The organism is Kribbella sp. NPDC056345 (genome assembly GCF_042262745.1).
Taxonomy (GTDB): domain Bacteria; phylum Actinomycetota; class Actinomycetes; order Propionibacteriales; family Kribbellaceae; genus Kribbella.
In genome coordinates this window covers 47,966-70,345 of the sequence record NZ_JBHJQQ010000012.1, presented here as the reverse complement: position 1 = coordinate 70,345, position 22,380 = coordinate 47,966, and the positions used below count along the sequence as shown (strand labels likewise).

General features: G+C 67.6%; 26 protein-coding genes and 1 tRNA gene. 13 read left to right on the top strand and 14 right to left on the bottom strand.

Annotated features, from left to right (window positions below):
• Window positions 1–16 precede the first annotated feature (16 nt).
• Window positions 17–583 (bottom strand): TetR/AcrR family transcriptional regulator, encoded by a 567-nt coding sequence (locus ACFCV3_RS33305; RefSeq protein WP_376036869.1) that lies wholly within the window; start codon window positions 581–583, stop codon window positions 17–19.
• Window positions 584–656: 73 nt separating this feature from the next.
• On the opposite strand from ACFCV3_RS33305, the gene ACFCV3_RS33300 reads away from it, so the two are divergent.
• Window positions 657–1,070 (top strand): VOC family protein, encoded by a 414-nt coding sequence (locus tag ACFCV3_RS33300; RefSeq protein ID WP_376036866.1) that lies wholly within the window; start codon window positions 657–659, stop codon window positions 1,068–1,070.
• On the opposite strand, the gene ACFCV3_RS33295 is transcribed toward ACFCV3_RS33300, so the two are convergent.
• The 3 genes from ACFCV3_RS33295 to ACFCV3_RS33285 are packed head-to-tail and all read right to left on the bottom strand — an operon-like array spanning window position 1,067 to window position 3,475.
• A complete protein-coding gene (locus ACFCV3_RS33295; RefSeq protein WP_376036864.1) occupies window positions 1,067–2,044 on the bottom strand; it encodes an NAD(P)H-quinone oxidoreductase in 978 nt (325 codons plus the stop codon). The genes ACFCV3_RS33300 and ACFCV3_RS33295 overlap by 4 nt on opposite strands.
• A gap of 3 nt (window positions 2,045–2,047) precedes the next feature.
• Window positions 2,048–2,902, bottom strand: coding sequence for a phosphotransferase family protein (locus ACFCV3_RS33290; RefSeq protein ID WP_376036863.1), 855 nt, complete (start codon window positions 2,900–2,902; stop codon window positions 2,048–2,050).
• Window positions 2,903–2,935: 33 nt separating this feature from the next.
• A complete protein-coding gene (locus tag ACFCV3_RS33285) occupies window positions 2,936–3,475 on the bottom strand; it encodes a molybdenum cofactor guanylyltransferase (RefSeq protein ID WP_376036861.1) in 540 nt (179 codons plus the stop codon).
• A gap of 32 nt (window positions 3,476–3,507) precedes the next feature.
• Here ACFCV3_RS33285 and ACFCV3_RS33280 point away from each other — a divergent pair, with 32 nt between their 5' ends.
• The 5 genes from ACFCV3_RS33280 (at window position 3,508) to ACFCV3_RS33260 (ending at window position 8,191) form a co-directional block, all read left to right on the top strand.
• Complete coding sequence (locus ACFCV3_RS33280; protein ID WP_376036859.1) at window positions 3,508–4,296, top strand: carbon-nitrogen hydrolase family protein; 789 nt, start codon at window positions 3,508–3,510, stop codon at window positions 4,294–4,296.
• Window positions 4,297–4,316: 20 nt separating this feature from the next.
• Window positions 4,317–5,342, top strand: a complete 1,026-nt coding sequence (cobC, locus tag ACFCV3_RS33275; RefSeq protein WP_376036857.1) for an Rv2231c family pyridoxal phosphate-dependent protein CobC — start codon at window positions 4,317–4,319, stop codon at window positions 5,340–5,342.
• 104 nt (window positions 5,343–5,446) lie between these two features.
• Window positions 5,447–5,938 carry a hypothetical protein gene (locus ACFCV3_RS33270; protein WP_376036854.1) on the top strand — a complete coding sequence of 164 codons (492 nt, stop codon included), beginning with the start codon at window positions 5,447–5,449 and terminating at the stop codon, window positions 5,936–5,938.
• A 38-nt stretch (window positions 5,939–5,976) separates the two neighbouring features.
• Entirely contained in the window at window positions 5,977–7,194 is a 1,218-nt protein-coding gene (locus tag ACFCV3_RS33265; protein ID WP_376036853.1) for a cupin domain-containing protein, read from the top strand.
• A gap of 133 nt (window positions 7,195–7,327) precedes the next feature.
• Window positions 7,328–8,191: a sucrase ferredoxin gene (locus ACFCV3_RS33260; protein WP_376036851.1), complete on the top strand. Its 864-nt coding sequence runs from the start codon at window positions 7,328–7,330 to the stop codon at window positions 8,189–8,191.
• On the opposite strand, the gene ACFCV3_RS33255 is transcribed toward ACFCV3_RS33260, so the two are convergent.
• The 3 genes from ACFCV3_RS33255 to ACFCV3_RS33245 form a co-directional block, all read right to left on the bottom strand.
• Window positions 8,177–8,776: a gamma carbonic anhydrase family protein gene (locus ACFCV3_RS33255; RefSeq protein ID WP_376036849.1), complete on the bottom strand. Its 600-nt coding sequence runs from the start codon at window positions 8,774–8,776 to the stop codon at window positions 8,177–8,179. The two genes, ACFCV3_RS33260 and ACFCV3_RS33255, sit on opposite strands and share 15 nt — an antisense overlap.
• Before the next feature lie 221 nt (window positions 8,777–8,997).
• A complete protein-coding gene (locus ACFCV3_RS33250) occupies window positions 8,998–10,206 on the bottom strand; it encodes an MFS transporter (RefSeq protein WP_376036846.1) in 1,209 nt (402 codons plus the stop codon).
• 41 nt (window positions 10,207–10,247) lie between these two features.
• A complete protein-coding gene (locus ACFCV3_RS33245) occupies window positions 10,248–11,486 on the bottom strand; it encodes an MFS transporter (protein WP_376036844.1) in 1,239 nt (412 codons plus the stop codon).
• Between the two features lie 231 nt (window positions 11,487–11,717).
• On the opposite strand from ACFCV3_RS33245, the gene ACFCV3_RS33240 reads away from it, so the two are divergent.
• Both ACFCV3_RS33240 and ACFCV3_RS33235 read left to right on the top strand, forming a co-directional pair.
• Window positions 11,718–11,806: transfer RNA gene (locus ACFCV3_RS33240), tRNA-Ser, on the top strand.
• A 96-nt stretch (window positions 11,807–11,902) separates the two neighbouring features.
• Entirely contained in the window at window positions 11,903–12,466 is a 564-nt protein-coding gene (locus ACFCV3_RS33235; protein ID WP_376036842.1) for a dihydrofolate reductase family protein, read from the top strand.
• A gap of 5 nt (window positions 12,467–12,471) precedes the next feature.
• Here ACFCV3_RS33235 and ACFCV3_RS33230 read toward each other — a convergent pair whose 3' ends face one another.
• A complete protein-coding gene (locus ACFCV3_RS33230; protein ID WP_376036839.1) occupies window positions 12,472–13,203 on the bottom strand; it encodes a VOC family protein in 732 nt (243 codons plus the stop codon).
• A gap of 107 nt (window positions 13,204–13,310) precedes the next feature.
• Here ACFCV3_RS33230 and ACFCV3_RS33225 point away from each other — a divergent pair, with 107 nt between their 5' ends.
• From ACFCV3_RS33225 to ACFCV3_RS33215, 3 genes are all read left to right on the top strand, one after another.
• On the top strand, window positions 13,311–13,577 hold the full coding sequence (locus ACFCV3_RS33225) for a hypothetical protein (protein WP_376036838.1): 267 nt from the start codon (window positions 13,311–13,313) through the stop codon (window positions 13,575–13,577).
• A gap of 118 nt (window positions 13,578–13,695) precedes the next feature.
• Window positions 13,696–14,118 carry a DinB family protein gene (locus ACFCV3_RS33220; protein WP_376036836.1) on the top strand — a complete coding sequence of 141 codons (423 nt, stop codon included), beginning with the start codon at window positions 13,696–13,698 and terminating at the stop codon, window positions 14,116–14,118.
• Window positions 14,119–14,162: 44 nt separating this feature from the next.
• Window positions 14,163–14,969, top strand: a complete 807-nt coding sequence (locus ACFCV3_RS33215) for an aminoglycoside adenylyltransferase domain-containing protein (RefSeq protein WP_376036834.1) — start codon at window positions 14,163–14,165, stop codon at window positions 14,967–14,969.
• Between the two features lie 21 nt (window positions 14,970–14,990).
• Here ACFCV3_RS33215 and ACFCV3_RS33210 read toward each other — a convergent pair whose 3' ends face one another.
• From ACFCV3_RS33210 to ACFCV3_RS33195, 4 genes are all read right to left on the bottom strand, one after another.
• On the bottom strand, window positions 14,991–15,386 hold the full coding sequence (locus tag ACFCV3_RS33210; protein ID WP_376036831.1) for a YybH family protein: 396 nt from the start codon (window positions 15,384–15,386) through the stop codon (window positions 14,991–14,993).
• A 29-nt stretch (window positions 15,387–15,415) separates the two neighbouring features.
• A complete protein-coding gene (locus ACFCV3_RS33205; RefSeq protein WP_376036830.1) occupies window positions 15,416–16,360 on the bottom strand; it encodes a sigma-70 family RNA polymerase sigma factor in 945 nt (314 codons plus the stop codon).
• Window positions 16,360–17,394 carry an anthranilate phosphoribosyltransferase gene (gene trpD, locus ACFCV3_RS33200; RefSeq protein ID WP_376036828.1) on the bottom strand — a complete coding sequence of 345 codons (1,035 nt, stop codon included), beginning with the start codon at window positions 17,392–17,394 and terminating at the stop codon, window positions 16,360–16,362. Before trpD ends, ACFCV3_RS33205 begins: the two co-directional genes overlap by 1 nt.
• Window positions 17,395–17,527: 133 nt before the next feature.
• Window positions 17,528–18,274, bottom strand: coding sequence for a glycoside hydrolase family 16 protein (locus ACFCV3_RS33195; protein WP_376036825.1), 747 nt, complete (start codon window positions 18,272–18,274; stop codon window positions 17,528–17,530).
• An 87-nt stretch (window positions 18,275–18,361) separates the two neighbouring features.
• On the opposite strand from ACFCV3_RS33195, the gene sigJ reads away from it, so the two are divergent.
• Window positions 18,362–19,231: an RNA polymerase sigma factor SigJ gene (sigJ, locus tag ACFCV3_RS33190; protein WP_376036824.1), complete on the top strand. Its 870-nt coding sequence runs from the start codon at window positions 18,362–18,364 to the stop codon at window positions 19,229–19,231.
• Here the strand turns inward: sigJ and ACFCV3_RS33185 are convergent.
• A complete protein-coding gene (locus ACFCV3_RS33185; protein ID WP_376036823.1) occupies window positions 19,215–19,925 on the bottom strand; it encodes a phosphotransferase family protein in 711 nt (236 codons plus the stop codon). The genes sigJ and ACFCV3_RS33185 overlap by 17 nt on opposite strands.
• Window positions 19,926–20,006: 81 nt before the next feature.
• On the opposite strand from ACFCV3_RS33185, the gene ACFCV3_RS33180 reads away from it, so the two are divergent.
• Window positions 20,007–21,284, top strand: coding sequence for an FAD-binding oxidoreductase (locus ACFCV3_RS33180; RefSeq protein ID WP_376036822.1), 1,278 nt, complete (start codon window positions 20,007–20,009; stop codon window positions 21,282–21,284).
• A 57-nt stretch (window positions 21,285–21,341) separates the two neighbouring features.
• Here ACFCV3_RS33180 and ACFCV3_RS33175 read toward each other — a convergent pair whose 3' ends face one another.
• Window positions 21,342–22,289 (bottom strand): SH3 domain-containing protein, encoded by a 948-nt coding sequence (locus ACFCV3_RS33175; protein WP_376036821.1) that lies wholly within the window; start codon window positions 22,287–22,289, stop codon window positions 21,342–21,344.
• Window positions 22,290–22,380: the final 91 nt, after the last annotated feature.

Genomic DNA, 22,380 nt, shown 5'->3' with positions numbered 1-22,380 from the left:
ACCCAGTATGGAGCGGTCAACCCACCAGCCGCCGTACCAGGCGGTCGGTCGTGGCGTCGACGTCGTACGGGTGGCCGGTGCCGGGGGTGAGTTGGTCGAGGATCAGGCCGTCGATGGCGAAATGCAGCAGGCGGACCTCCTCGGCGCCGCCGGGCAGGCCGGCGTTCACGTGGAAGGAGACGTCGGCGTCGAAGCCCTGGCGCAGCGTGCGGGAGAGGATCTCGTGCAGGTCGGGACGGCGGGCCGCCTCCAGGCGGAGCTCCATCAGGGCCAGGGAGAGCTCGGGGCGGCCGAGGAGTCGTTCGACGATGTAGCGGAGGTAGTCGACGACCAGGTCGATGGTCGGCTCGCGTTTGCTCAGCGGTTCGAGGACGGCCGGGTCCGGGGCGAGTCGCTCGAAGATCCGCTCGCCGAGGGCGCCGAGCAACGCATCCCGGGTCCGGAAGTAGTTGGACGCCGTACCGGCGGGGAGGCCGGCGGCGGCATCCACCGCGCGGTGGGTCAGGCCGCGGGCGCCGGCTTCGGCGAGGACGGCGAGACCGGCGTCGGCGAGCTGGGTGCGGCGTTCGGGGTTCCGGGGCATGTTGACAACTGTAGCAGCCATGAACTACAACTGTCGTGGTCAACAACAACATCTGTAGTAGTCAGGAGTGCCTATGCAACCCGCAGCTTTCGGTGCCACCGTGGTCACGGACCGTCCGGCGGAGGTCGCCGCCTTCTATCAGCAGCACTTCGATCTCCAGATCACCCTCGATATCGGGTGGTTCATCTGCGTCCGGCGCGGCGACGCCGACTGGGAGCTCGCGATCGTCCAGCGCGGGCACGAGTCGGTGCCGGCGGCGGTGAACGCGCTCCGGGACAGCACGAACGTGTTCGGCTTCATCGTCGAGGACGCCGACAAGACAGCGGCCGCGCTGGTCGAGGGTGGGGTGCAGCTGGAAGGTGAGCCGGTCACCGAGGTGTGGGGTCAGCGGCACTTCTTCGTGCGTGACCCCGAAGGCAGCTGGATCGACGTGATCCAGCTGGTCGCGCCGGATCCGAAGTGGCTGGCAGAGAACTTCCCCAGTTAGAGGGTGAGGAGGACCTTCCCGATCTGAGTGGACTCCTCGAGGGCGCGGTGTGCCTCGGCGACCTCGGCGAGCGGGAAGGTGGCGTGGACGATCGGGCGGACCTTCTTCGCAGTGACCAGCGGCCAGACGTGGCCGACCACCTCGGCGATGATCCGTCCCTTGTCCGCGACTGAACGGGCCCGCAGGCCGGCCGCGGTCACCGACGCGCGCCGGCTGAGCAGGCGGCCCAGGTCCAGCTCGCCCTTCGCTCCGCCCTGCATGCCGATCACGACCAGGCGGCCGTCGTACGCGAGGGACTTCACGTTGTCGGTGAGGTACTTCGCGCCGATGATGTCGAGGATGACGTCGGCCCCGGCGCCACCGGTCGCCTCCTTGACCACCGAGGCCCACTCGGCTTCCTTGTAGTTGATCGCGATATCGGCACCCAGCCGGCTCGCGAACTCCATCTTGTCCTTGCTGCCGACAGTCGTCAGCACGCGCGCACCGTGCGCGACGCCGAGCTGGATCGCCATCGTGCCGATCCCCGAGGCGCCGCCGTGCACCAGGAAGGTCTCGCCTTCCTTGAGGTGCGCACCCATGAAGATGTTCGACCAGACGGTCGCCACGACCTCGGGCAACGCGGCCGCACTGATCAGGTCGATCCCCTCCGGCAGGGGCATCACCTGCGGCGCCGGTACGACGACCTTCTCGGCGTACCCGCCACCGGCGAGCAGCGCGCAGCACTCGTCGCCGACTGCCCAGTCCGTGACCTCGGATCCGACTGCGGCGATCCGGCCGGAGACCTCGAGCCCGATCGTGCCGGGTGCGCCCGGGGGCGGTGGGTAGAACCCCTGCCGCTGGAGAAGGTCCGCCCGGTTCACACCTGCCGCGACGACGTCGATCACGACCTCGTCCACGGCCGGAGTCGGATCGGGGATCTCTCCGACGGTCAGTACCTCGAGTCCGCCTGCACCCTCACACACCACAGCTCGCATAGCTCACACCGTACCGGCGATGTCCGCAGCGATCCCGTCCAGGTGAACGTCTTCGCCTATCGACTTGAACCAGTCCCATAGCTCGAGCGAGTGGTAGACCCGGTACAGCTCGATGCGCTCGTTGGGGATCTCGCCGTACCCGTCCTCGAGTCCTTTGAGTTTGTCGGTGTTGTCGCGGATCGAGTACGAGATGGTCTTCGCGACATCCATCAACGGGTCGGCCGCGATCGCGTTCTCGACGTCGACGAACCCGGTGACCTGCCAGGTCTGCGGATCGACCAGCACGTTGCCTTCGTGAAAGTCGTTGTGGCACAGGACGGCGTGGTCGGTGGTGAGGTCGGTGTGGCGCTCGACGTACTCGGTGATCCGCTGGTGCAGTACGGCGTCGCCCCCGAGCTGCTCGAACTCCGCCAGCTTCTTGGCGAACTGCCGCCGGACGTACTGCTCGTTGTCCGGCAACGGATCGAGGATCTGATCGACCAGATACCCGTACGCCGGTTGCGGGATCCCGTGCATCCGCCGCAGCAGCGCACCGATCTGCTGGTAGATCGCCCGCCAGTCCGGTGGCTCGAGCTCGGACAACGGCACCCCGTCGAGTTTGGTCAGGACGGTGAACTCGTCCTGCTCCACGTACAGCACCTGCGGGATCTCGGTGGTGAACTCAGCGGCCAGCAGCCCGTAGACGTGGACTTCCTTGGCCTGCTTCCAGGCCCACTCCGGCTGGTAGACCTTCACAATCAGTGGGCCCTCGTCGGTGCTCGCCTCGAACACACTGCTGAGCTGTCCGCCGGTCCGCTGCGTGACGTTCGTGACCGTGCTTTTGGGACGGGCCTTGGCGACCATCGCGTTGACGTCCATGGGTTGGACCCTAGGTGCGCTGTCGAACGGTTTTCAGCCGTCGAGGTCGGCCCAGGTGTCCACGTCATCGCCGGCGTGCGTCGGCGCTTGCCAGACCAGATCCAGGTCGGCCGTGAGTCGCCGTACCGACTGGTCCCGCGGATCGCCGAGCCGCTCCAGTGCCTGGTCGAGCGAGGTCCTTTTGTACGCCGCCGCCAGCCATTGGTCTCGTCCATCGCTGTCCCGCAGTCCACTGCCATCGTGGCTTCCGACGCTGTCGACCAGCCGACTGATGTCAGCTGCCGTCACCCACGGCAAGTCGCAACTCAGCACCACCACAACCGGCGCACTCCCGCTGGCCAGTCCCGCTGCCAGCCCAGCCACCGGACCACTCCCGGGCGGATCCTCCTGGGTCCACTCCACTGTCCGGTAGGTCTCCCGCACCGGTCCGACAACAACCGTCCGGGTGGCGTCGGCGACCGCGCGCAGTACGCGATCGAGGAACGTCACGCCCTCCAGCACCACCAGCGCCTTGTCCACGCCGCCCAGCCGAGTAGACCCACCGCCGGCCACGACTACCGCATCGAATTCCACCGCAGCAGTCTGCACCCTGGCACCATGGAGAGATGAGGATCGCCGTGGTGCAGACCGCCAGTAGCTCCGACAAGGCTGCCAATCGCGACCTGGTGACCAGAGTGGTGGCCGAGGCGGCGCAGGACCAGCCTGACCTGGTCGTGCTGCCGGAGGCGATCATGGCTGACTTCAACCTCGATGGCGTGGCGGACGTTGCGGAGCCGTTGGACGGTGAGTTCGTGTCGACGCTGCGCAAGAGTGCGGTGGAGCACGGAGTGGCGATCGTCGCGGGCATGTTCGAACGCAGCTGCGATCAGGACCGCCCGTACAACACGCTGCTGGCGGTCGGTGCTGATGGTGCCCTGCTCGGCGCGTACCGCAAGATCCACCTGTACGACGCGTTCGGCTACAAGGAGTCTGACCAGCTCACTGCTGGTGACGTCGCACCGGTCGTGGTGAAGGTCGCCGGCCGGACACTGGGCCTGATGACTTGCTACGACCTGCGGTTCCCCGAGCTGTCGCGGGCTCTGGTCGACAAGGGTGCCGACGTCCTCGTCGTACCGGCCGCGTGGGTGCGGGGGCCGCTCAAGGAGCACCACTGGACCACTCTGCTCACCGCACGCGCGATCGAGAACACCTGCTACGTGGCGGCCGCGGCGCAGAACGGGAAGAAGTACTCCGGCCTCAGCCAGGTCATCGACCCACAGGGCGTCGCAGTCGCCGCAGTGGGTGACAGCGACGGCTATGCGGTGGCCGAACTGTCCGGCGACCGCCTCACCGACGTGCGCCAGCGCAACCCTTCACTGGCCAACCGCCGCTTCGCTGTCACTCCCCGTTCCTAGTCTCGGGTTAGCCTCGCCTTGTGGCGGATGGCTTTGATTTGTGGCACCACGGCGATCTCGAGGTCGGTGACGGCCTCGTAGACCTCGCCGTCAACGTGCGGACCGGTACGCCGCCGCCCTGGCTGATCGACGCGATCACTGCCAGCCTGTCGGACCTGGCGGCGTACCCACGTCAGGAGGCTGCCGTGCGGGCGGTCGCTGTGCGGCACCGGGTGGACCCGGAGCGTGTGCTGCTGACTGCCGGTGCGGCCGAGGCGTTCGTACTGATCGCCCGCGCCTTCCGGCCACGACATGCGGTCGTCGTGCACCCGCAGTTCACCGAGCCCGAGGCGGCGCTGCGGTCCGCGGGGCACATGGTGGACCGGGTCGTCCTGCGGGCTGAGGACGGGTTCGTCCTGGACCCGGCGGCGATTCCGGCCGAGGCGGACCTCGTGGTGATCGGCAACCCGACCAACCCGACCTCGGTCCTGCATCGCGCCGACGACCTGCGCGAGCTCGCCCGGCCGGACCGGATCCTCGTGGTCGACGAGGCGTTCATGGACGCCGTACCGGGTGAGCCGGAGTCGCTGGCCGGTGCGTCGATCCCGGGGCTGGTGGTGGTACGCAGTCTCACCAAGACCTGGGGGCTGGCTGGGCTGCGGGTCGGCTACGTGCTCGCGGCCTCCGGGTTGATCGAGCAACTGGCCGCCGTACAGCCGCACTGGCCGGTGTCCACGCCTGCGCTGGCCGCCGCGATTGCTTGCAGCAACGAGCATGCGGTCGCTGAGGCTGCTGCGGCTGCTTGCGACATCGAGCGCCAGCGGTCCTACCTGCTCGACAACCTGGTTGCCGGGCGCACATACGGCGTACCGCGGGCGCCGTTCGTCCTCGTGCAGGTCGCGGGCGGCGCCGTACTGCGAGAAGCCTTGCGTGCCAAGGGATACGCGGTACGGCGGGGGGACACGTTCCCCGGCCTCGGACCGGACTGGCTGCGGATCGCAGTGCGACCGGAGGACGTTGTTGATGGCTTCGTGAAGGTGTGGCGAGACACTGCCGTCGACCTGTAACCGGCGCGACGTTTAGGCAGCCCGTCCTTTGCGCACAGGATGGTCCCAGAGCGCCCTGCTCCACTGTCCGGTGCTCTGAAACCATCAGTGAAGGGAGCAGCACCATGGGACTGAACGACGAGGACATGAACACCGAGTCCGACGGCGGCGGCGAGTACGGAGGCTCTGCCGGCGGCTCGACCGAAGGCAACGACACGCAGGCCGGCGGGAACACGTCATCCGGGTACGGCAGCGAGAGGGCGGAGGGTCCGGCCGGCGGTGGGGACTCGAGTGAGGGTCCTGCTGACGGTGGTGCGGTCGGTGGCGGTACGGACGGCGGCGCTGATGGTGGTGCCGACGGTGGCGGCGGCGACGGGTACGGCGGTGGCTCCGGCGGCGACGGTGATTCCGGTGGCTTCGGCGGCGGTGACTCGAACGAGGGTCCTGCTGACGGTGGTGCGGTAGGAGGCGGCACGGACGGTGGTGCCGATGGTGGTGCCGGAGGTGAGGGCTCCGGCTCTGCTGACGCTGAGGGCACGGCTGATGGTGGCGCCGACTCGAATGCGACCGATGGTGGTGCCGACGGAGGCGCGAGCGGCAACTCCGGAAGCTGGTGACGACAGTGCCGGGAGCCGGACCGCAACCAGATCCTGCCGTGACGGTTGACCGTCCGGCTCTTCGGCGCTGCGTGGCAGGCGACCTCGACGAATTCGGCAGCACCTACTGGGGTTCACGTGCGCTGCTGTCGCACGCCCCCGACCTGCCCGCGCCGTACGACGACCTCTTCACCCTGACCGCCGCAGACGAGCTACTGTCCCGCCGCGGTCTCCGCACCCCGTTCCTGCGTATCGCAAAGAACGGGGCTGTCGTTGGGGACGGGCAGTTCACCGGCTCCGGCGGTGTCGGTGCGGACATCTCCGACCAGGTCCGTGACGACAAGGTCGCAGGGCTGTTCGCCAGCGGCCACACCGTCGTACTGCAGGCGCTGCATCGCACCTGGCCCGCGCTGGTCGACTTCGGTACCCAGCTGTCGACGGATGCCGGTCATCCGGTGCAGATCAACGCCTACATCACTCCGCCGGAGTCACAGGGGTTCTCCGCGCACTACGACGTACATGACGTCTTCGTACTGCAGGTAGCCGGCGAGAAGCACTGGACAGTCCATGAGCCAGTCCACGTCGACCCACTGCGCAACCAGCCTTGGACCGACCACTCCGCTGCGGTGGCCGAGGCTGCCCGCGACAAGTCACCAGTAGTCGACGAAGTCCTGCGGCCGGGCGACGCGCTGTACGTGCCCCGCGGCTTCCTGCACTCAGCCAAGGCTCTAGGCGGTGTCAGCGCCCACTTGACCGTGGGCCTCCACACGCTGACCCGCTACCTGCTGGTCCAGGAGCTGGCCGCTCTGGCCGCTCGGGAACCAGCGCTCCGAACGGCACTCCCGCTCGGCTTCGATCCAGGTGACCCGGCCCAACTGGCCGAGGTGCTTCCTGAGGTGACCGAGCTCTTGGTCGCCCAGCTCCGCTCCACCTCCGCGGACGACCTTGCGCCGCGCCTGCGCCGCCGTACCTGGTCCGCCAACCGCCCGGAGCCCATCCCACCGTTGGCCCACGCCGCGGCGCTCACCACCTTGGCTTCTGGGACCACGGTTCGCCTCCGAGCCGGACTCCGGCACCGGCTGGTCCCAGGCGACCCCGTGACACTCCAGCTCCCGGACCGAACTATCACGTTCCCTACTGCGGTCACCCAGGCCCTCAGCCAACTGCTCGACGGTCAGGAGCACAAAGTGGGCACTCTGGCCGGCCTGCCACTCGAAGACCAGTTGGTACTTGTCCGCCGCCTGCTGCGGGAAGCAGTCCTGGTCCCGACCTCTTGAACTGATGCGTGCGGATGGTTGGAGGCCCGCAGTCATAAACTGCCTTCTAGTGACAACTCCCCAGGATCCTGCCTCTGCGGCGCCCTCGGCTCCGGCCGACCGCCGCTATCGCCCCGACACCGGGTGCGCGGCGATGGCTCTCGAGCGCGGCGATTCCATGATCGCCACCGCTCCGCCCGCCGACCGATGGCTCCTGATCGAGTCCCGCACACCGTGGCCGCACCAGGCCCTCACCGCTCTGCCGGACGTCGGCGCCGAAGTAGCCCGCCGCTGCGCGGACCTCGGGTACCGCCCAGTCCTCATCCGACGCCACGGTCGCGCCGACCGCGTCGCCGTACGCCGGTATGCCCTGGTCGACTGCCGCCCCGGCCACGAGTCCACCAGGTGGGGCGAGTTCGACGCGGATGCCGACCTCCTCAACGTCCTGAACGCAGTGGCCACCAACACCGATCTCCCAGCGCCAACCCAGGAACCGATCTACCTCGTCTGCACCCACGGCCGCCACGACGCCTGCTGCGCGGTCCGCGGCCGCCCGGTAGCAGCCGCCCTGACCGCCGCCTACCCGGACCGAACCTGGGAGTGCAGCCACATCGGCGGCGACCGCTTCGCCGGCAACGTAGTAGTCCTCCCGCACGCCCTCTTCTACGGCCAAGTCACCCCCGCCCGCGCCGTCGAGGTCGCCAAACACCACGCCGAAGGCCGAGTGGTCCCCGACCTCCTCCGAGGCGCCGGCACCTTCCCCCCACCCGTCCAAGCCGCCCAGCACTACGCCCGCCAAGCCGGCCATCCCCTGGACCTCAACACCCTCCACCCCACCCACATCCAAGCCCTCCCCAACCACCACTACAAAGTCACCCTCACGGCTGGCACGAGAGAGCTGGTGGTTGAGGTGTCAGTGCACTTCGACACCGTCGACGCCCGGCTGACCTGCGCCGGCAAGTCACCGGTCCAAGTACGACGGTTCGAGCTACACGGCATCGAGTCAGTCGGGGGGTAGTTCCTGGTCGTCGTGGTGGGCGCCGTAGAAGGTTGATTGGCGCGCCATGATGTCGCGCATGCTGGTTTCTCGGGGGACGCCGTACACGGTGCCGGGGAAGTCCAGGTCGCGTTGGATCTGCCAGAGCTCCTCGTGCCGGTCGGGCGCGAAGAGTTGAGCCGGGTCTCCGACTGCGATCCAGCCGATCGGGAGGACCGCGCCGGGCTCCAGGCGCGACTTGACCTGCAGCACGCTGTTGATCCGGAGCTCCGCGCCCGCGCCAGCGACAGAACCGGGGAACAACGCGGCGCCCGTGGCGATGAAGACTTCGTCCTCGACCGTGGCGCCGTTCACGTGTGCATGGGGACCTACCAGGACCGCGTCGCCGAGCAGGGCGGGATGATTCGCCCGGCCGCGCACCAGGGCGTTCTCCATCACCACACTGTTCGTGCCGAGCCGGACCTCACCGTCCTCCGCCGTCAGCACAGCCCCGTGCAGAACCCTGCTGCCTTCGCCGAGAACGACGGCACCGCAGAGCACGGCCGAGGGTGCGACATAGGCGGATTCCGGCACGAGCGGTCGCCGGCCGCGGTGTTCGAGCAGCATCGAGTGCCATCCCTCCGTCGAGCATCACCTGTTCTCTCAAGTCGTCATTATCGAGCTGGGCGGTTCTCCGTCGCCCGGGACCTCACACCCCGGGCGGCGGGTCCGTCTGCGGCCGTCCACATCAAGGTGGGAGATTCGGCCGGCCGGACGTCCGGGTGGAGAACTCGAACTGGGAAAACATTAGAACAGATGTTCGATCGAGCGCAACGAATCCTGACAAGTCAATCGGACTGATCCGGCAGCGTTCGACCGACGACGGCGAGGGTGCCCGCGGCGACCAGGGCGAGGAGCGCGGTGGCCAACCAAGGCAGCTCGTGCCGCGCTTCGAAGAGCTGCGCAAAGTACGCCGGCGCCAGCACGCTCGCGAACGTGAAGCTGTACTGCCAGTACGACAGGTACTTCCCGCGTCCGGCCATCGGTGCGACCGACGCGGCCAGCGCATTGTTCGTCGCCGCATGCAGCAGATCAGCGAACGCGTACAGCGCCGTCGCAACCACCAGCACCACCACGAGCACCGGGCCGGGCACCTGCGTGAGAGAGGCCATCAGCAGCCCCCACACCGCCCACACCACACCGGCTACGACCATCACCGACGTACGACGGCGCTTCTCGGTGTGCCGGACCACCAGTGTCTGCCCGGTCGCCAGTACGACGGATGCCGCGGCCAGCAGCACTCCGACCAGCCACTTGGGCACCGGCAGCACCTCTGCGACGTACACCGGCAGACCGATGCTCAGCATCATCACGCAGAGAGCGAAGAGTGTGTTGGCGGCTATCAGTGTCAGGAATGGCCTGTCCTTGCGCAGCAGCGGCGCCGGGCCGGTGTCCTCGACGGTGCGCTGGTGGTGCGAGGCATGCAGGCCCATCAGGAGCACACCGGCCAGGTAGAACGTCACTGCGTTGACGGCCATCGCGATGAGGAACGGCGTGGTCCCGCCGATCGCCAGTAGCGCACCGGCCGCCAGACCGCCGAGTGCGAAGCCTCCGGCCTGCATCATCCCGCCCAGACCGAACCATCGGTCTCGGTCACCTTCGTCGGCGACATCTGCCAGCAGGCTGAAGATCGATGACCAGAACACGCGCTGTCCGGTCGTGGTCACCAGTGCGCAGAGAAACAGCAGCCACAGGGAGCGGCCGAAGAAGAAGCCGGTGAAGGCCAGTCCCTGCGCGAACTGTGCACCGACCACCAGGTTGCGCGGCCCGATCCGGTCGATCACCACCCCCACCGCGGCCGGAGCCGCGATGGAGAACAGCGTGGCGACGGTCAGCAGCACGCCCGCCGTACCGAGCGGGATGTCTGCGACGCGAACGAAGTACAGGAGCAACAGCGGCCCTGCGCAGCCGCCACCGAACGAGTCGATCGCCAGACCGATCAGCAGTGGTAACCGCCCGCGGACGTTGGGTAGGCCGAGGGAGATCGCTGAGGGCATGCTCCATCCTTACCAGTCTCGGGCTGCGTGGCGACCCGATTTCAGTCCGGTACGGCGGCCGCCCGCCGTACCGAGACGTGTCGCAGTGGACGCCACGCAACCGCAGTCATCACCACCATGGCCGCGAAAGCCACCGTGAACGGAGCAGTCAGACCGAACCGCTGCGCGAGTAGGCCGCCCAGCGCAGAGCCGATCGCCGCACCGCCGATCGAGGCCAGCTGGTAGACGCTGTTGACCCGGCCCATCAGCGCATCAGGTGTCGCCAGCTGGCGCGCTGTGGTCGACACAATGCCCCACACCACCGCATGGATGCCGAACACGGCCATAGTCGCGCCAGCGACCCACGGGCTCCGAGTCAGCGCCAGAACGAGGTGGACCACCGTCTCGATGATCAGACCAGCCCGCAACAGGGTCAGCGAACCCACCCGAGGCTCGAGGAGGTGGTACACCGGCATCCCGAACACGCCGCCGACAGCGCCCACTGCCACGAGCAGTCCGAACTGGGTGTCGCTCAGCCCGAGCTGCTCCCGCGCATAGAGGACCCAGGTCGCGAAGGCGGCGCAGAACGTGACATTCATGACGAGGATCGAGCAGGCCAGTGTCCGGACGCCCGCGTGACCCCACAGCCAGCTGATACCAGCGCGCACCTCTGTCCAGAGCGCCGTACCAGCGGGCTCGGCAGGTGCCGGACGGACGGTCACCCGCGCAATGAGCGCCGCAGCCGCCACGAACGTGACCGCGTCGAACACCAGCGGCACACCTGCACCCACCGCGAACAGCAACGCCCCCAACGGCGGACCGCCGAGCTGCTGCAGCAGTGTCCCCGTGGCGTAGAGCCGGGCGTTCGCCTTACCCAGCTGGTCTTTCGGTACGGCGCTCACCAGTAGCGCGCCAGCTGCGCTGTCGGCGAGTGTCTCCGCCGTACCAAGGAGGAACAGCGCGACGTAGATCGCCCAGAGTGGCGACGTACCGATCAGCACGGCAACACCCAGCGCAGCAAGGACAACTGCACGAAAGAGGTCAGCGGCAACAATCATCGTCCGCCGGTCGAGCCGATCGGCTAGCGCACCACTGAACAACGCGAACAACAGCCAAGGCAACTGTTGCACGAACGCTGCAGCACCGACCGCAGCTGGCTCACTCGTGATCGAAGCAACGAGCAACGGGCCCGCAGCCAGCAGCGCCCCGTCACCAAGGTTGGAAATAATCGCCGCCGGCCAGATGCGGCGAAAATCGGGCCCGAGCGCAGAAGGCAGCACGGTCTCACGAAGAGAAGGCATGAAGAAACTCCAGAGGGCATGACGAAACAACCGGACCAGCCGACGCTCCGCCGGCCGTGAGCCCGATCAGCGCAGAATCAGTACGCCGACCGGACGGTGACTGCCATGTCCTCGACACTCCGAGACATCAGCGCACCTCCGTCCACACACCCCAGGCGGCTCTTCCACCCATCTCCCCGGCACCCTACCGCCGCCCCTGCGCTATCCTCAACGCTCGGCGGCATGCCGCCAGGAGGGCTCGCATAGTGGCCGAGTGCGCTGGTCTTGAAAACCGGTATGGCGGGTGACCGTCATCGTGGGTTCGAATCCCACGCCCTCCGCTTTCTGTCGATGACCTGTCGGATCCGCCGTGCCGCGTTCGTAGCAGGGGTGACGGGCGGTGAGCGGCCGCCGGACCGGCAGAAAGGCGTGGCGCCATGCGGAAACTGATCTACGGCATGAACCTGTCCCTGGACGGCTACATCGCCGCGCCCGGCGACGACATCGGCTGGGGCGTGCCGAGCGACGAGCTGTTTCAGTGGTGGCTCGACCGGGAGTTGGCCATCGGGTTGCTGCTGTACGGTCGCAAGCTGTGGGAGGTGATGAGTGCGGCCTGGCCGACCGGTGACCAGCAGCCTGGTGCCACGCCGGCGCGGGTCGAGTTCGCGCGGAACTGGCGAGACACACCGAAGGTCGTGTTCTCCTCGACGATCGACAAGGTCGACTGGAATACCCGCCTGTTCACCGGCGACGCCGTACCGGAGATCACCCGGCTCAAGGCCGAGGACGGCGAGCCCATCAGGATCGGCGGCGCCACCCTCGCCGCAGCGGCCCTGCGCGCCGGCCTGGTCGACGAGTACGAGATCGTCACCCACCCGGTGCTGGTAGGCAGCGGCACCCCGTTCTTCACCGCCCTGGACAGCTGGGTGAACCTGAACCTGGTAGAAACGCGAACGTTCTCCGAGGGCATAGTCATGTCCAGGTACCAGACGAGACGCTGACCGCCTCAGAAGCAGAACGGGTGGCCGGCTGGGTCGGCGTAGACGGCGTTTCGGAGGTGGATGGCGCCCAGGTCTTCGGCGCGGGCCATTGCGGCTTTGGCTGCTGGGGTGCGGAAGTGGGGAGTTTCGTGGTCGACGGTGAAGCGGTAGTCCACGTGGAGCTGTGCCGGGTAGGCGGGGTCGGGCCACCGGGGAGCGGGGCCTTCTGTGTGCTGGAACGCCAGGTTGGGCAGCTCGTCGTCGTCTAGGTCGAGCACGACTCGATCAGGTGAGTCTTCGAGCCGATCCTGCGTGCCGAGGAACCCCTCGTAGAACCGCGCCAGCGAACGCGGGCTGAAGCAGTCGTAGACCAGGCGGACGACTGTCGCCGTTCCGGACGGGGCCGCGTAGAGGCAGAGTGGGTGCCCAGCGGGATCGGCGTAGACCCGGTGGTCGGTGTTGTCCTGCAGCAAGGCACCGCCTGATGCGGTGACACGGGTGCTGGCGGCGTCCAGGTCGGGTACGGCGATGTCGAAATGGAGCTGCGGTGGGTAGTCCGCGTCGGGCCAGCGTGGCGGCCGCTGATCCGACCAGCCGTCGCCGTCGAACCCGATGCGGAACTTGGGGCTTCTCGACAGGAACCACGTCCCGTAGGCGTCGTACCGGGGCCAGCCAAGCACCTCCAGGTAGAAGTCGGACAGCACCGTCCCACCGTCTTCGCCACCGAGCAGCCGAGGGCATCCGATGTAGACAGTCATGCCGGCGTCGTCTGCGAGAAGATGTGCCACCGCCACCACCGGACCCTTCGCTATGTTCGCGTGATGGATCAGTCCCTCACGATATGGTGCGCGGTCGTTGCGGAGCAGTGGGGGACGAGGAGGCGTACGTCGTACCGCCTACCTACTCGCGTGAGCAGATGTTCGGCTACCTGGACTACTGCCGGGGGAAGGTCGATGTGGTCTTTGCCGAGCTGACTGATGGGCAGGCGGCTGCAGACCTACCAGAGCAGCACCGGAACGGTGGGACGTCTCTGGCGGCGGTTCTGGTGCAGGGGGCGATGCACCTGCAGTTGCACTCTGCGCAGGTGCGTACCTTCCTCAGGGCGCAGGGGATTCGCTGCTCCGACGAGTGACGTGTTGCCAGTACGGCGAATTTTCTTGCAACGGCGGCGAATCGCTCAGCATGCTGGCCGGGTGAAGAGGACTGATGTGGGACCGCCGCGGAGCGGTGGCAGTGAGAAGGAGACGCTGGTGGGTTTCCTTGACTACCTGCGGGAGGCGGTGGCGCGGAAGGTCGAAGGAGCGCCCGAGCCGGCGGTGCGTACGGCGGGGGTGGAGTCGGGGACCAGTGTGTTGGGGCTGGCCAAGCATCTGACTGCTGTGGAGCGCTTCTACTTTCTGGGAGCGGATGTTCGGAGCTGGTCGGCCACTATGCGGCCGGGCGCCAGGGACACCGTGGAGTCGGTAGTGGCGGCGTACCGGGAGGCGGTGCGGCAGGCGAATGAGGTGATCGCGGGCTACGACGATCTGACGGCTTCTGCGCCTCTGACTGCGCGCAAGGGGAGTGCGTCGACCATGCGCTGGTTGCTGGTGCACATGATTGAGGAGACCGGCCGGCATGCCGGGCACATGGACATCCTGCGTGAGCAGATTGACGGTGCCACCGGGCGGTGAAAATGCTGTGCAGCCCGTGACGCGTGCGGACTACTGTCGCCACCATGCATGTGAGCGGGCGGGGACAGTCCTGGGCGGACTGTGACGCGGACGTTCGTGACTATGTGTTGCGGGCGGCCGGTCTGGTGGACGGCTGGGCGTATGTGCACGGCTCGTTGGCCATGGGGTGCTTCTACCGCGCGAAGAGTGACGTGGACCTGCTGGTGGTAGTACCCGCGCCCCTGACTGCAGCCGAGCGGGAGCGGGTAGCCAGAGGCTTTGCTGGTACGGCGGCCACGCGGCCGGTGCTCGGTGATCTCGAAGTGTCGGTGCTCACGGCTGAGCAGGCCGCGACGCATCAGCACCCGCGCCCGTACGAGGTGCACTACTCGGCGATGTGGACAGCTGCGATTCTCGAAGGCCGGGTGGACTACACCGAGACGGGTGCTGATCCGGATCTCGCCGCGCACATCACTGTCACCAGGAAGCGTGGAGTGGCGCTGAGCGGTCCACCGCCGGAAGAGGTGTTTGCGCCGGTCCCGCACGACGACTACCTTTCCGCCGTGCTGGAGGACCTGCAGGATGTGATGGCAGGAGACGCCCTGCTCAAGTCGCCGTACTACGGAGTGCTGAACGCATGCCGCGTTCTGGCGACTCTGGAGCTGGGCCCAGGGACCGTGCTCAGCAAGGAAGAGGGTGCGGTCTGGGCACGTGAGCACCTGCCGGAAGCACACCACGCGGTCGTAGAGCAGGCCCTGAGTTGCTACCGAAGTGCCACGCCGGTGTCAGCCGCGCAACGAGAGACCGACGGGCACGACTGGGACGGTACAGCGCTACTTTCCTTCAGGGACTGGGTTCTGACGCAGGTATGACTCGCGGCTGATGCGCCCAGCCTACGAGGCGAGTGGGAATGAGTGGTGCTCGTGGGAGACGATCCAGCGGTCGTTCTGGCGGCGGAGGCCGAGTGTGAGGCGGAGGCGGAGGTCAGGGTTGGTCTTGAACTCGTCCGGGGTGCCACAGCGGAGAAGGGCGTAGGCGAAGGCGACGTCGGCGCCGGCTGTCACGTCGAGCGACTCCAGCTCGAAGCACGCGCCGGTCTGCTGCCACTCGAAGAACCCAGGCCAGGTCTCCCGGTAAGCCTCCAGCCCGCGCACACCGTCGTACGGCGGCGGTACGTCGTACATGACGATGTCCGGGGCGTGGTCGGCGAGGACTGTCGCCAGGTCAGCGGCGTGGACCGCGGTGACCCAGCGCTCGATCAGGGTGCGGATCTGCTGTTCGTCTGTCATACCCATAGAACCCGGCAACCGCCGGAAACTCATCGCGGCAGTTCGGCCGGCAGTCCGAACGGGGCGAAGTCCGCCTCCAGGAACGACACGACCTCAGCGATCTCGGCACCGCGCAGGACCAGCAGATCGAGTCCGGCAGGCACATAGCGGTCGCCTTGCAGCAGGTAGGTGCCCACGGCGAGCTGGCCGTTCGCATGCGCCGGCAGGATGCGCCAGCGGCTCTGCAGCGGCCCTTCCTCCAGAAACGACCGGATTGCTGCCCGGCCTGCGAACCACTGCGGCACCGGCGGCATCGAGTACTTCGCATCGTCCGCCAGCATCGCCACGATCGTGTCGACGTCACCGGCTTCCCAGGCGGCCATGTAGCGCCGTACCAAGTCCCGCTGCGCAGGTTCGCCCAACGCACGCAAGGTGGTCTGTTGTGTCGGAGCTGACCCGACCACCGCCCGGGCGCGTTGCAGTGCGCTGTTGACCGCGGCCACTGAGGTATCCAGCAGCTCAGCGACCTCACGCGCAGCAAATGCCAGTACGTCGCGCAGCAGGAGTACTGCGCGTTGCAGAGCCGACAGGTGCTGCAGGGTGGCGACAAACGCCAGTTCCACCGACTCCAGCGTCGCCACACGAGCCTCCGGAGTGGTCCAGTCGAGACGGCTGGTGGGGTACGGCTCCAGCCACAGAACCTCCCCAGCGCCCTCGACATCCACCGGGAGCTCGCGGCGGCCGCGGCGCTCGATCAGAGTGAGGCAACGGTTCGTGGCGATCTTGTAGAGCCATGGCCGGATCGACCCGCGGTCGTCGTACCCGTCCAGGCTCATCCAGGCCCGCAGCAACGTCTCTTGCACCGCATCCTCCGCGTCAGCAAAGGATCCGAGCATGCGGTAGCAGTGTGCGTGCAGTTCACCCCGCCACGGCTCGACGAGCTGACCGAATGCCTCCTGGTCGCCCGCGCGAGCCGCCTCCAACAGTTCCTGCATCACGTGGAGCCTATCCAGCGAGCCAGTGTTGTTGCAGTGCGGCCGCTGTCCAGTGCTGCACGGCACTCATCCAGACAGGTGGCGAGTTGGTCGAGGAAGTGGTCGGGCTGCAGGTTCAGCGTGGTCAGAGCGGCCGCAGCATTGAGCAGTACGACGTCTCGCACCGGACCGGGTTCGCCGTTGACCAGTGCATGCAGAACGCGAGCGTTGCTGGCCGCATCACCCCCACGCAGAGCCGACAGTGTGGTGGGTCGCAAACCGAGTCCACGCGGATCGAAGACCGTCTCGCGCAGCGTGCCGTCAGAAACAAGCCATAGCCGGGAGAACGTGGTTGTGGTGAGCTTGTCCAGTCCATCGTCGCCACGAGCAACCAGTGCCGTTTTCCCTTGCTGACAAAGGGTTTGAGCGATCACCGGCAGCATCTGCGGATTGGCCACCCCGACTAGCTGGTGCTGTGGGTCGGCTGGGTGCAGCAGTGGCGCCAGCACGTTGAACGCAGTCGGTACGCCGAGCTCCCGCCGTACGACGGCCGCCTGGCGCAGCGCGGGGTTGAAGCGCGGTGCGAACAGATACGCAAGCCCAACGTCAGCGGCCGACCTGGCAGCCTCAGAAGCGGACAGGTCGAGCGGGACACCCAACTGCTCGACCAAATCGGCAGAGCCGCCCGCAGATGAGGAGGCGGCTCGGCCACCGTGTTTGACCACGGTCACTCCGGTAGACGCTGCTACTACCGCAGCCATGGTGGAGACGTTGATCGCGCCAGTCCGATCGCCACCTGTGCCGACGATGTCGACGAAAGGGCCGTCGATCCGCACAGGAATCGCGTGTGAACGGAGTACCGAGGCCAGTCCGAGCAACTCGTCGGCTGTCTCGCCCTTGGCACGCAGAGCGATCAGGAAGCCCGAGATCTGGGCCGGGGAGACGTCGCCCAGCACCACCTGGTCCATGGCCCAGCCGGTGTCCGCCGTGGTCAGGTCGGAGCCGTTCAGCAGGGCGGAGATGAGCCCGGACCAGGTCCGGAGTGCGGTTGCCATAGCAGTCCTCGGGACAGGGACCGCTCCTCCGAGAAGGCCGCCTCGGAAGAGACGGCCGGAGTGGTTACACGCGGAAGCAGCCGTCTAGTCGACGGCCCACCACATCCCCGCGCGCATGAACATGTCAGTGATCCTACGCAACGATGTGGTCGACGGTAAACGTAGGCACCAGGTGGTCGTCGTCACCGACAGACCGATCCGGGAAGTCGAACACCGCCAGCATCAACTGCAGCGGGTACGTCGGCGCACCCGTGCACCGGCGGATCGGCGAACCGTCAACGCTGAACTCGGCCACCCCGTCGGCCCACTCCACCGCGTAGGTGTGGAACTCGCGGATGTCGATCGGCAGCCGGACCGCCTCGAAGTCCTCGGTGACCGAGGGGTCACGGAAGCTGTGCAGCCCCATGCCGACCGCAGCGGACTCGCCGGGCACCACGGCGTCGCCGAAGACCTCCATGACACAGATCTCCGCGCACCGCTCGGGCTGATCCTCCAGTCCGACCATCCAGAGCGAAACCATCGAGCGGGGACTCAGATCGGCTCGCGCGCGCAGTTCGACGCGTCCACCAGCCGGAGTCCAGCCCCAGAACGGCTCCTGCTCCTCCTGAACGAGCAGTCCGTCGCGGTACGGCTGCTGACCGACAGTGCTGCCCACAGGACCCGAGTACCGACCAGACTGCAGGCCCGAGACCCGCAGGTCAGGCTTGTGGTCCCCGGCGCACCACAGTCCCTGGTCCGTGGGGATGCTGAGTGTCAGACACGAATCACTCAGCGTGTAGCTGGCCTTTGTCGCAGCACGGGAGCTCCACTGCGGCAGGTAGTACGGCGACCAAACGGACTGGTCGAGGGCGGGACCGTCGAAGTCGTCGGAGAAGGTCATGACTCCACATCTTGGCACCGTGTCACATGATGTGGTCGCGATTCGTCAAGAGAATGACCGGACGGGCAACAAGAGGGAGCAAGAGCAGTGGACGAGCTGGCGCGGAGTTTCGAGGAGCAGCGGGATCACCTGCGCGGGGTGGCGTACCGGATGCTCGGTTCGCGCAGTGAGGCCGAGGACGCCGTACAGGAGGCGTGGCTGCGGCTCAGCCGATCTGATGTGAGCGAGGTGGCCAATCTGGCCGGCTGGCTGACCACTGTGGTGTCGCGGGTCTGTCTGGACATGCTGCGGAGCCGGAAGTCACGGCGCGAGGACTCACTCGACACGTTCGTACCGGACCCGGTCTCGCTGAAGGCGGACACCAGGGCGCCCGAGGACGAGGCGGTGCAGGCAGATGCGGTGGGGCTCGCGCTGCTCGTCGTACTGGAGACTCTGGCGCCGGCGGAGCGGCTGGCGTTCGTACTGCACGACATGTTCGGGCTGAGCTTCGACGAGGTGGCGGAAGTCGTCGGCAAGTCGCCTGCCGCCGCACGGCAGCTCGCCAGCCGGGCACGGCGGCGCGTCCAGGGCGCACCGGCCCACGACGGCGACCCGAGCCGGCAGCGCGCCATCGTGGACGCCTGGCTGGCCGCATCCCGTGGCGGCGACTTCGAGGGCCTGCTGGTGCTGCTCGACCCGGACGTCGTACTGCGGGCCGACGCCGGCGACGGCGAGAGTGGGGCGGCGGTCTCGAAGGTGGTCCGGGGTGCACTGGCCGTCGTCGAGCAGGCGCTGATGTTCAGCCGCCTGGCCCCGCACACCGAACTCGCTCTGATCAACGGCGTGCCCGGCGCCGTGACCGTCGTCGACGGCCGTGTCCAGGGGGTGATGGCCTTCACCATCACCGACGGCAAGATCACCGAACTCAACATCCTCGCCGACCCCGACCGCCTCGCCGAACTCACCGTGGAGCGATAAGCCCCAGCACTCGCTCAGCCTGGGCCTCCGCAGTTCCAGGTGGGTTTCGCACAAAGCTGGGTCCGCCAGGGCCGATCAGCCCGAGCCAGAAGGCGGCCCAGAGCGTGCGAGCGCTGTGCAGCCGGGCGGTATCCACAGGCCACCTGTGGATGAGTGAGCTCCAGTCGGTACGGCGGCCGGCCAGGTGCTCGATCAGATTCGCGAGCTCGACTGTCCGATCACCGAGGCCCGCGTCCTCGAAGTCGACGATCCGAATCCGGGTGCCGTCCCACAGGTAGTTCGCAACATTCGGATCCCCGTGCGCGACGACGGGGTCGTGGATCACCAGCAGGCCGGACCAGTCGAGCCCGTCACAGGCCGCAGCGGCTGTGCCGATCACGTCGTCGCGCTCGCGCAAGGCGGCAAGCCCGACAGAGGTTCGCTCGATCAGCGCAGCGATGTCGAGCGGCACCAAAGCCGGCGAGACCGACCAGAGCGTGTCCAGCGCGACGCCCAGCGCTTCGACCTGCTGAGGCGTCACTGGATCGGCGAGCGGCTCGCCCGGGACGACCGACATGGTCACCCACATCGGCCCACGGGACACCGGTGCCGGCACCAGATCCGGTACCGCGGCCGCGAGCAGTGTGAGCGCGGCCCACTCGCGGTCCGGTTGGCCACGAGGCGCGGACGCGAACTGCTTGGTGAAGGTCATCAAGAAAAGTTTGGTGGCAGTGTCAATCTGGGCGGTTCTCCTTCGACGTGTGGGTGAGAGCAAAACGGCGAAGGGGAGCGAGACATGTCTACGCAGGTTGTGGTGGCGACAGGGCGGGACCTGGTGGCCGGGCTGCTCGGGGCGGGGTTCAACGGCGACGTGCGGTTGCCGGGTGAGGCTGAGTACGACGTGCAGCGGCGGGCGATCGTGCCTTCGGTGGACTCGCGGCCGGTGCTGGTTGCCGAGGCGTACAGCCGGAGTGACGTGCAGGCGGTGGTCCGGGTCGGGCGGGAGTACGGCGTACCGGTGGCTGTGCAGGCGACCGGTCACGGGACGAAGCTGCCGGCCGATGGTGGCATCCTGCTGAAGACCACGCCGATGACGGCGGTCTTCGTGGATCCCGAGCGGCGGGTCGCCAAGGTTGCGCCGGGTGCGCGGTGGGGTGCGGTGCTCGATGCGGCGCGGCAGTTCGGGCTGGCGCCGTTGTCGGGATCGTCGCGGGACGTCGGCGTCACCGGGTACACGCTTGGTGGTGGAGTCGGTTGGCTGGCGCGGAAGTACGGGTTCGCGGCCGACAGCGTGATCCGGGCCGAGGTCGTGACCGCGGACGGCCGGGTGGTGACGGCGACCGCCGAGCAGCACCCGGATCTGTTCTGGGCGATCCGCGGTGGCACCGGCAACTTCGGCATCGTCACGTCACTCGAGTTCCGCCTGTACCCGGTCCGCCAGGTACACGCCGGCATCGTCTACTACGGCATCGACCGCGCCGCCGAGATCCTCCGCCGCTACCGCGACTGGACCGCCACGATCCCCAACGAGCTGAGCACTGCGGTCGTCCTGACCCGCATCCCCGGCACCGAACAGCGCGCGGTCGCGATCAAGGTCCTGTACGCCGGAACCCGCGAACTGGCCGATCACCTCCTGAAGCCGCTGTTCGCGGTCGCCGGTCCGCGACTGGCCGGTGAGCTGACCACGATCGAGTACGCCGACGCCGCGATGGGCGGGACGCCTGCCCGGCACCTGGACTTCCTCGACGAACTCACCGACGACGTCATCGATTTACTGACCAGCATCGAGGACGAGCCGACCATCGAACTTCGGCACTGGAGTGGAGCGATGGCGCACCCAGGTCCGGGCGCCGGCCCGGTCGGTCACCGCCAGGCACAGTTCTCGCTGATCATCGACCGCGAACTGCCGGCCGGACTGCTCCCCGATTCCGGTCGCACCTTCGTGAACTTCCTCGGCGATCACGGTCGCGCCGAGACGTCGTACAGCCCGGCCGATCTCCAGCGACTGCGTGCAGTGAAGCGGGCCTACGACCCGACGAACTTCTTCCACCTGAACGCGAACATAAGGCCGTGAAACGGCACAGCAGCCCGGTCCTTAGGAGGGTAGGACCGGGCTGCTGCGGGGTGGAACTCAGACGGTGCCGGAGTTGCCGTAGACGCTCACGTGCACGTGGTCGTAGTGGTTGGCGGTGTCGCCGCCACGGTCCTCCATCGAGCGCCAGCCTTCGCTGCTGCGCTGGACCGTCCAGATGCGCTGCGACCAGATCAGCTCGCTGATGCCGAGCTTCTTGTAGTTCGCGCGCAGGTAGTCCGCGACCTCCTGGCCCAGGGATCCCCTGACCATGATGTCGAGCGCGCGCCCCGACGAGTGCTCGGAACCGCTGTCACCCGAGCGGAGACCGCCGTACGACGTGATGCTCGGGAAGAGGTTGCAGATCGCACGGTGGACGCGGATCGCGTCCTGGGTGAGACCGGACTCGACCGACGAGCCCGACTTGCAGGCGGCCTGTGAGACGCCGCCGGCGACCTTCTCGACCGGCTTGGTGGCCGACAGGTACTGCGCCTTGACCCAGCGGGACTTGCCGTTGCTGACGATCTCGGCCCAGATGCCGTCGACCTTGCCGGTCACGGAGACCTTGGAACCGCGCTTCAGGACATCCAGCAGGACGCCGGTCAGCGGGACGGTCCACACGTTCAGATCCGTGGTGGTGAACTTCGAGCCGGTGATCTTCGGCGGCAGCGCGGCCGCGGCGCGCGTCTTGGTCGCGGTCGCCTTCGGGATCGGCGCCTGCTTCTTCAGGTGCTTCGGCGTCGGCGCCGCGGAGGGCTTCGCCGAGTTGAGATTCAGCGGGGGACGCAGTGCATCCCGGCTGGTAGCCACATCGCGCGCCAGCTGCAGGGACGAGCTGGCGATCGGGGTGTCCACCTTGACGTCGTGCTGGCCAGGAAGAGCGGCGGCGGAACCGGTGGCCACCAGGGCCACTGCCGCTCCGGGAATCGCCACCTTCACGAGGCCGGGGCCGATCAGCTTCGGGCGCGGTTGACGGTGCCGCGCCTGTCTATGCCGTCCTGCAGTCATTACGTTGAACCCAATCTGCCGAGACCAAAACGTTATCGACCGGAGGAGTCAAGCACAGATCTGCCAAAGGTTCGCAATCGACCGGCGTTTT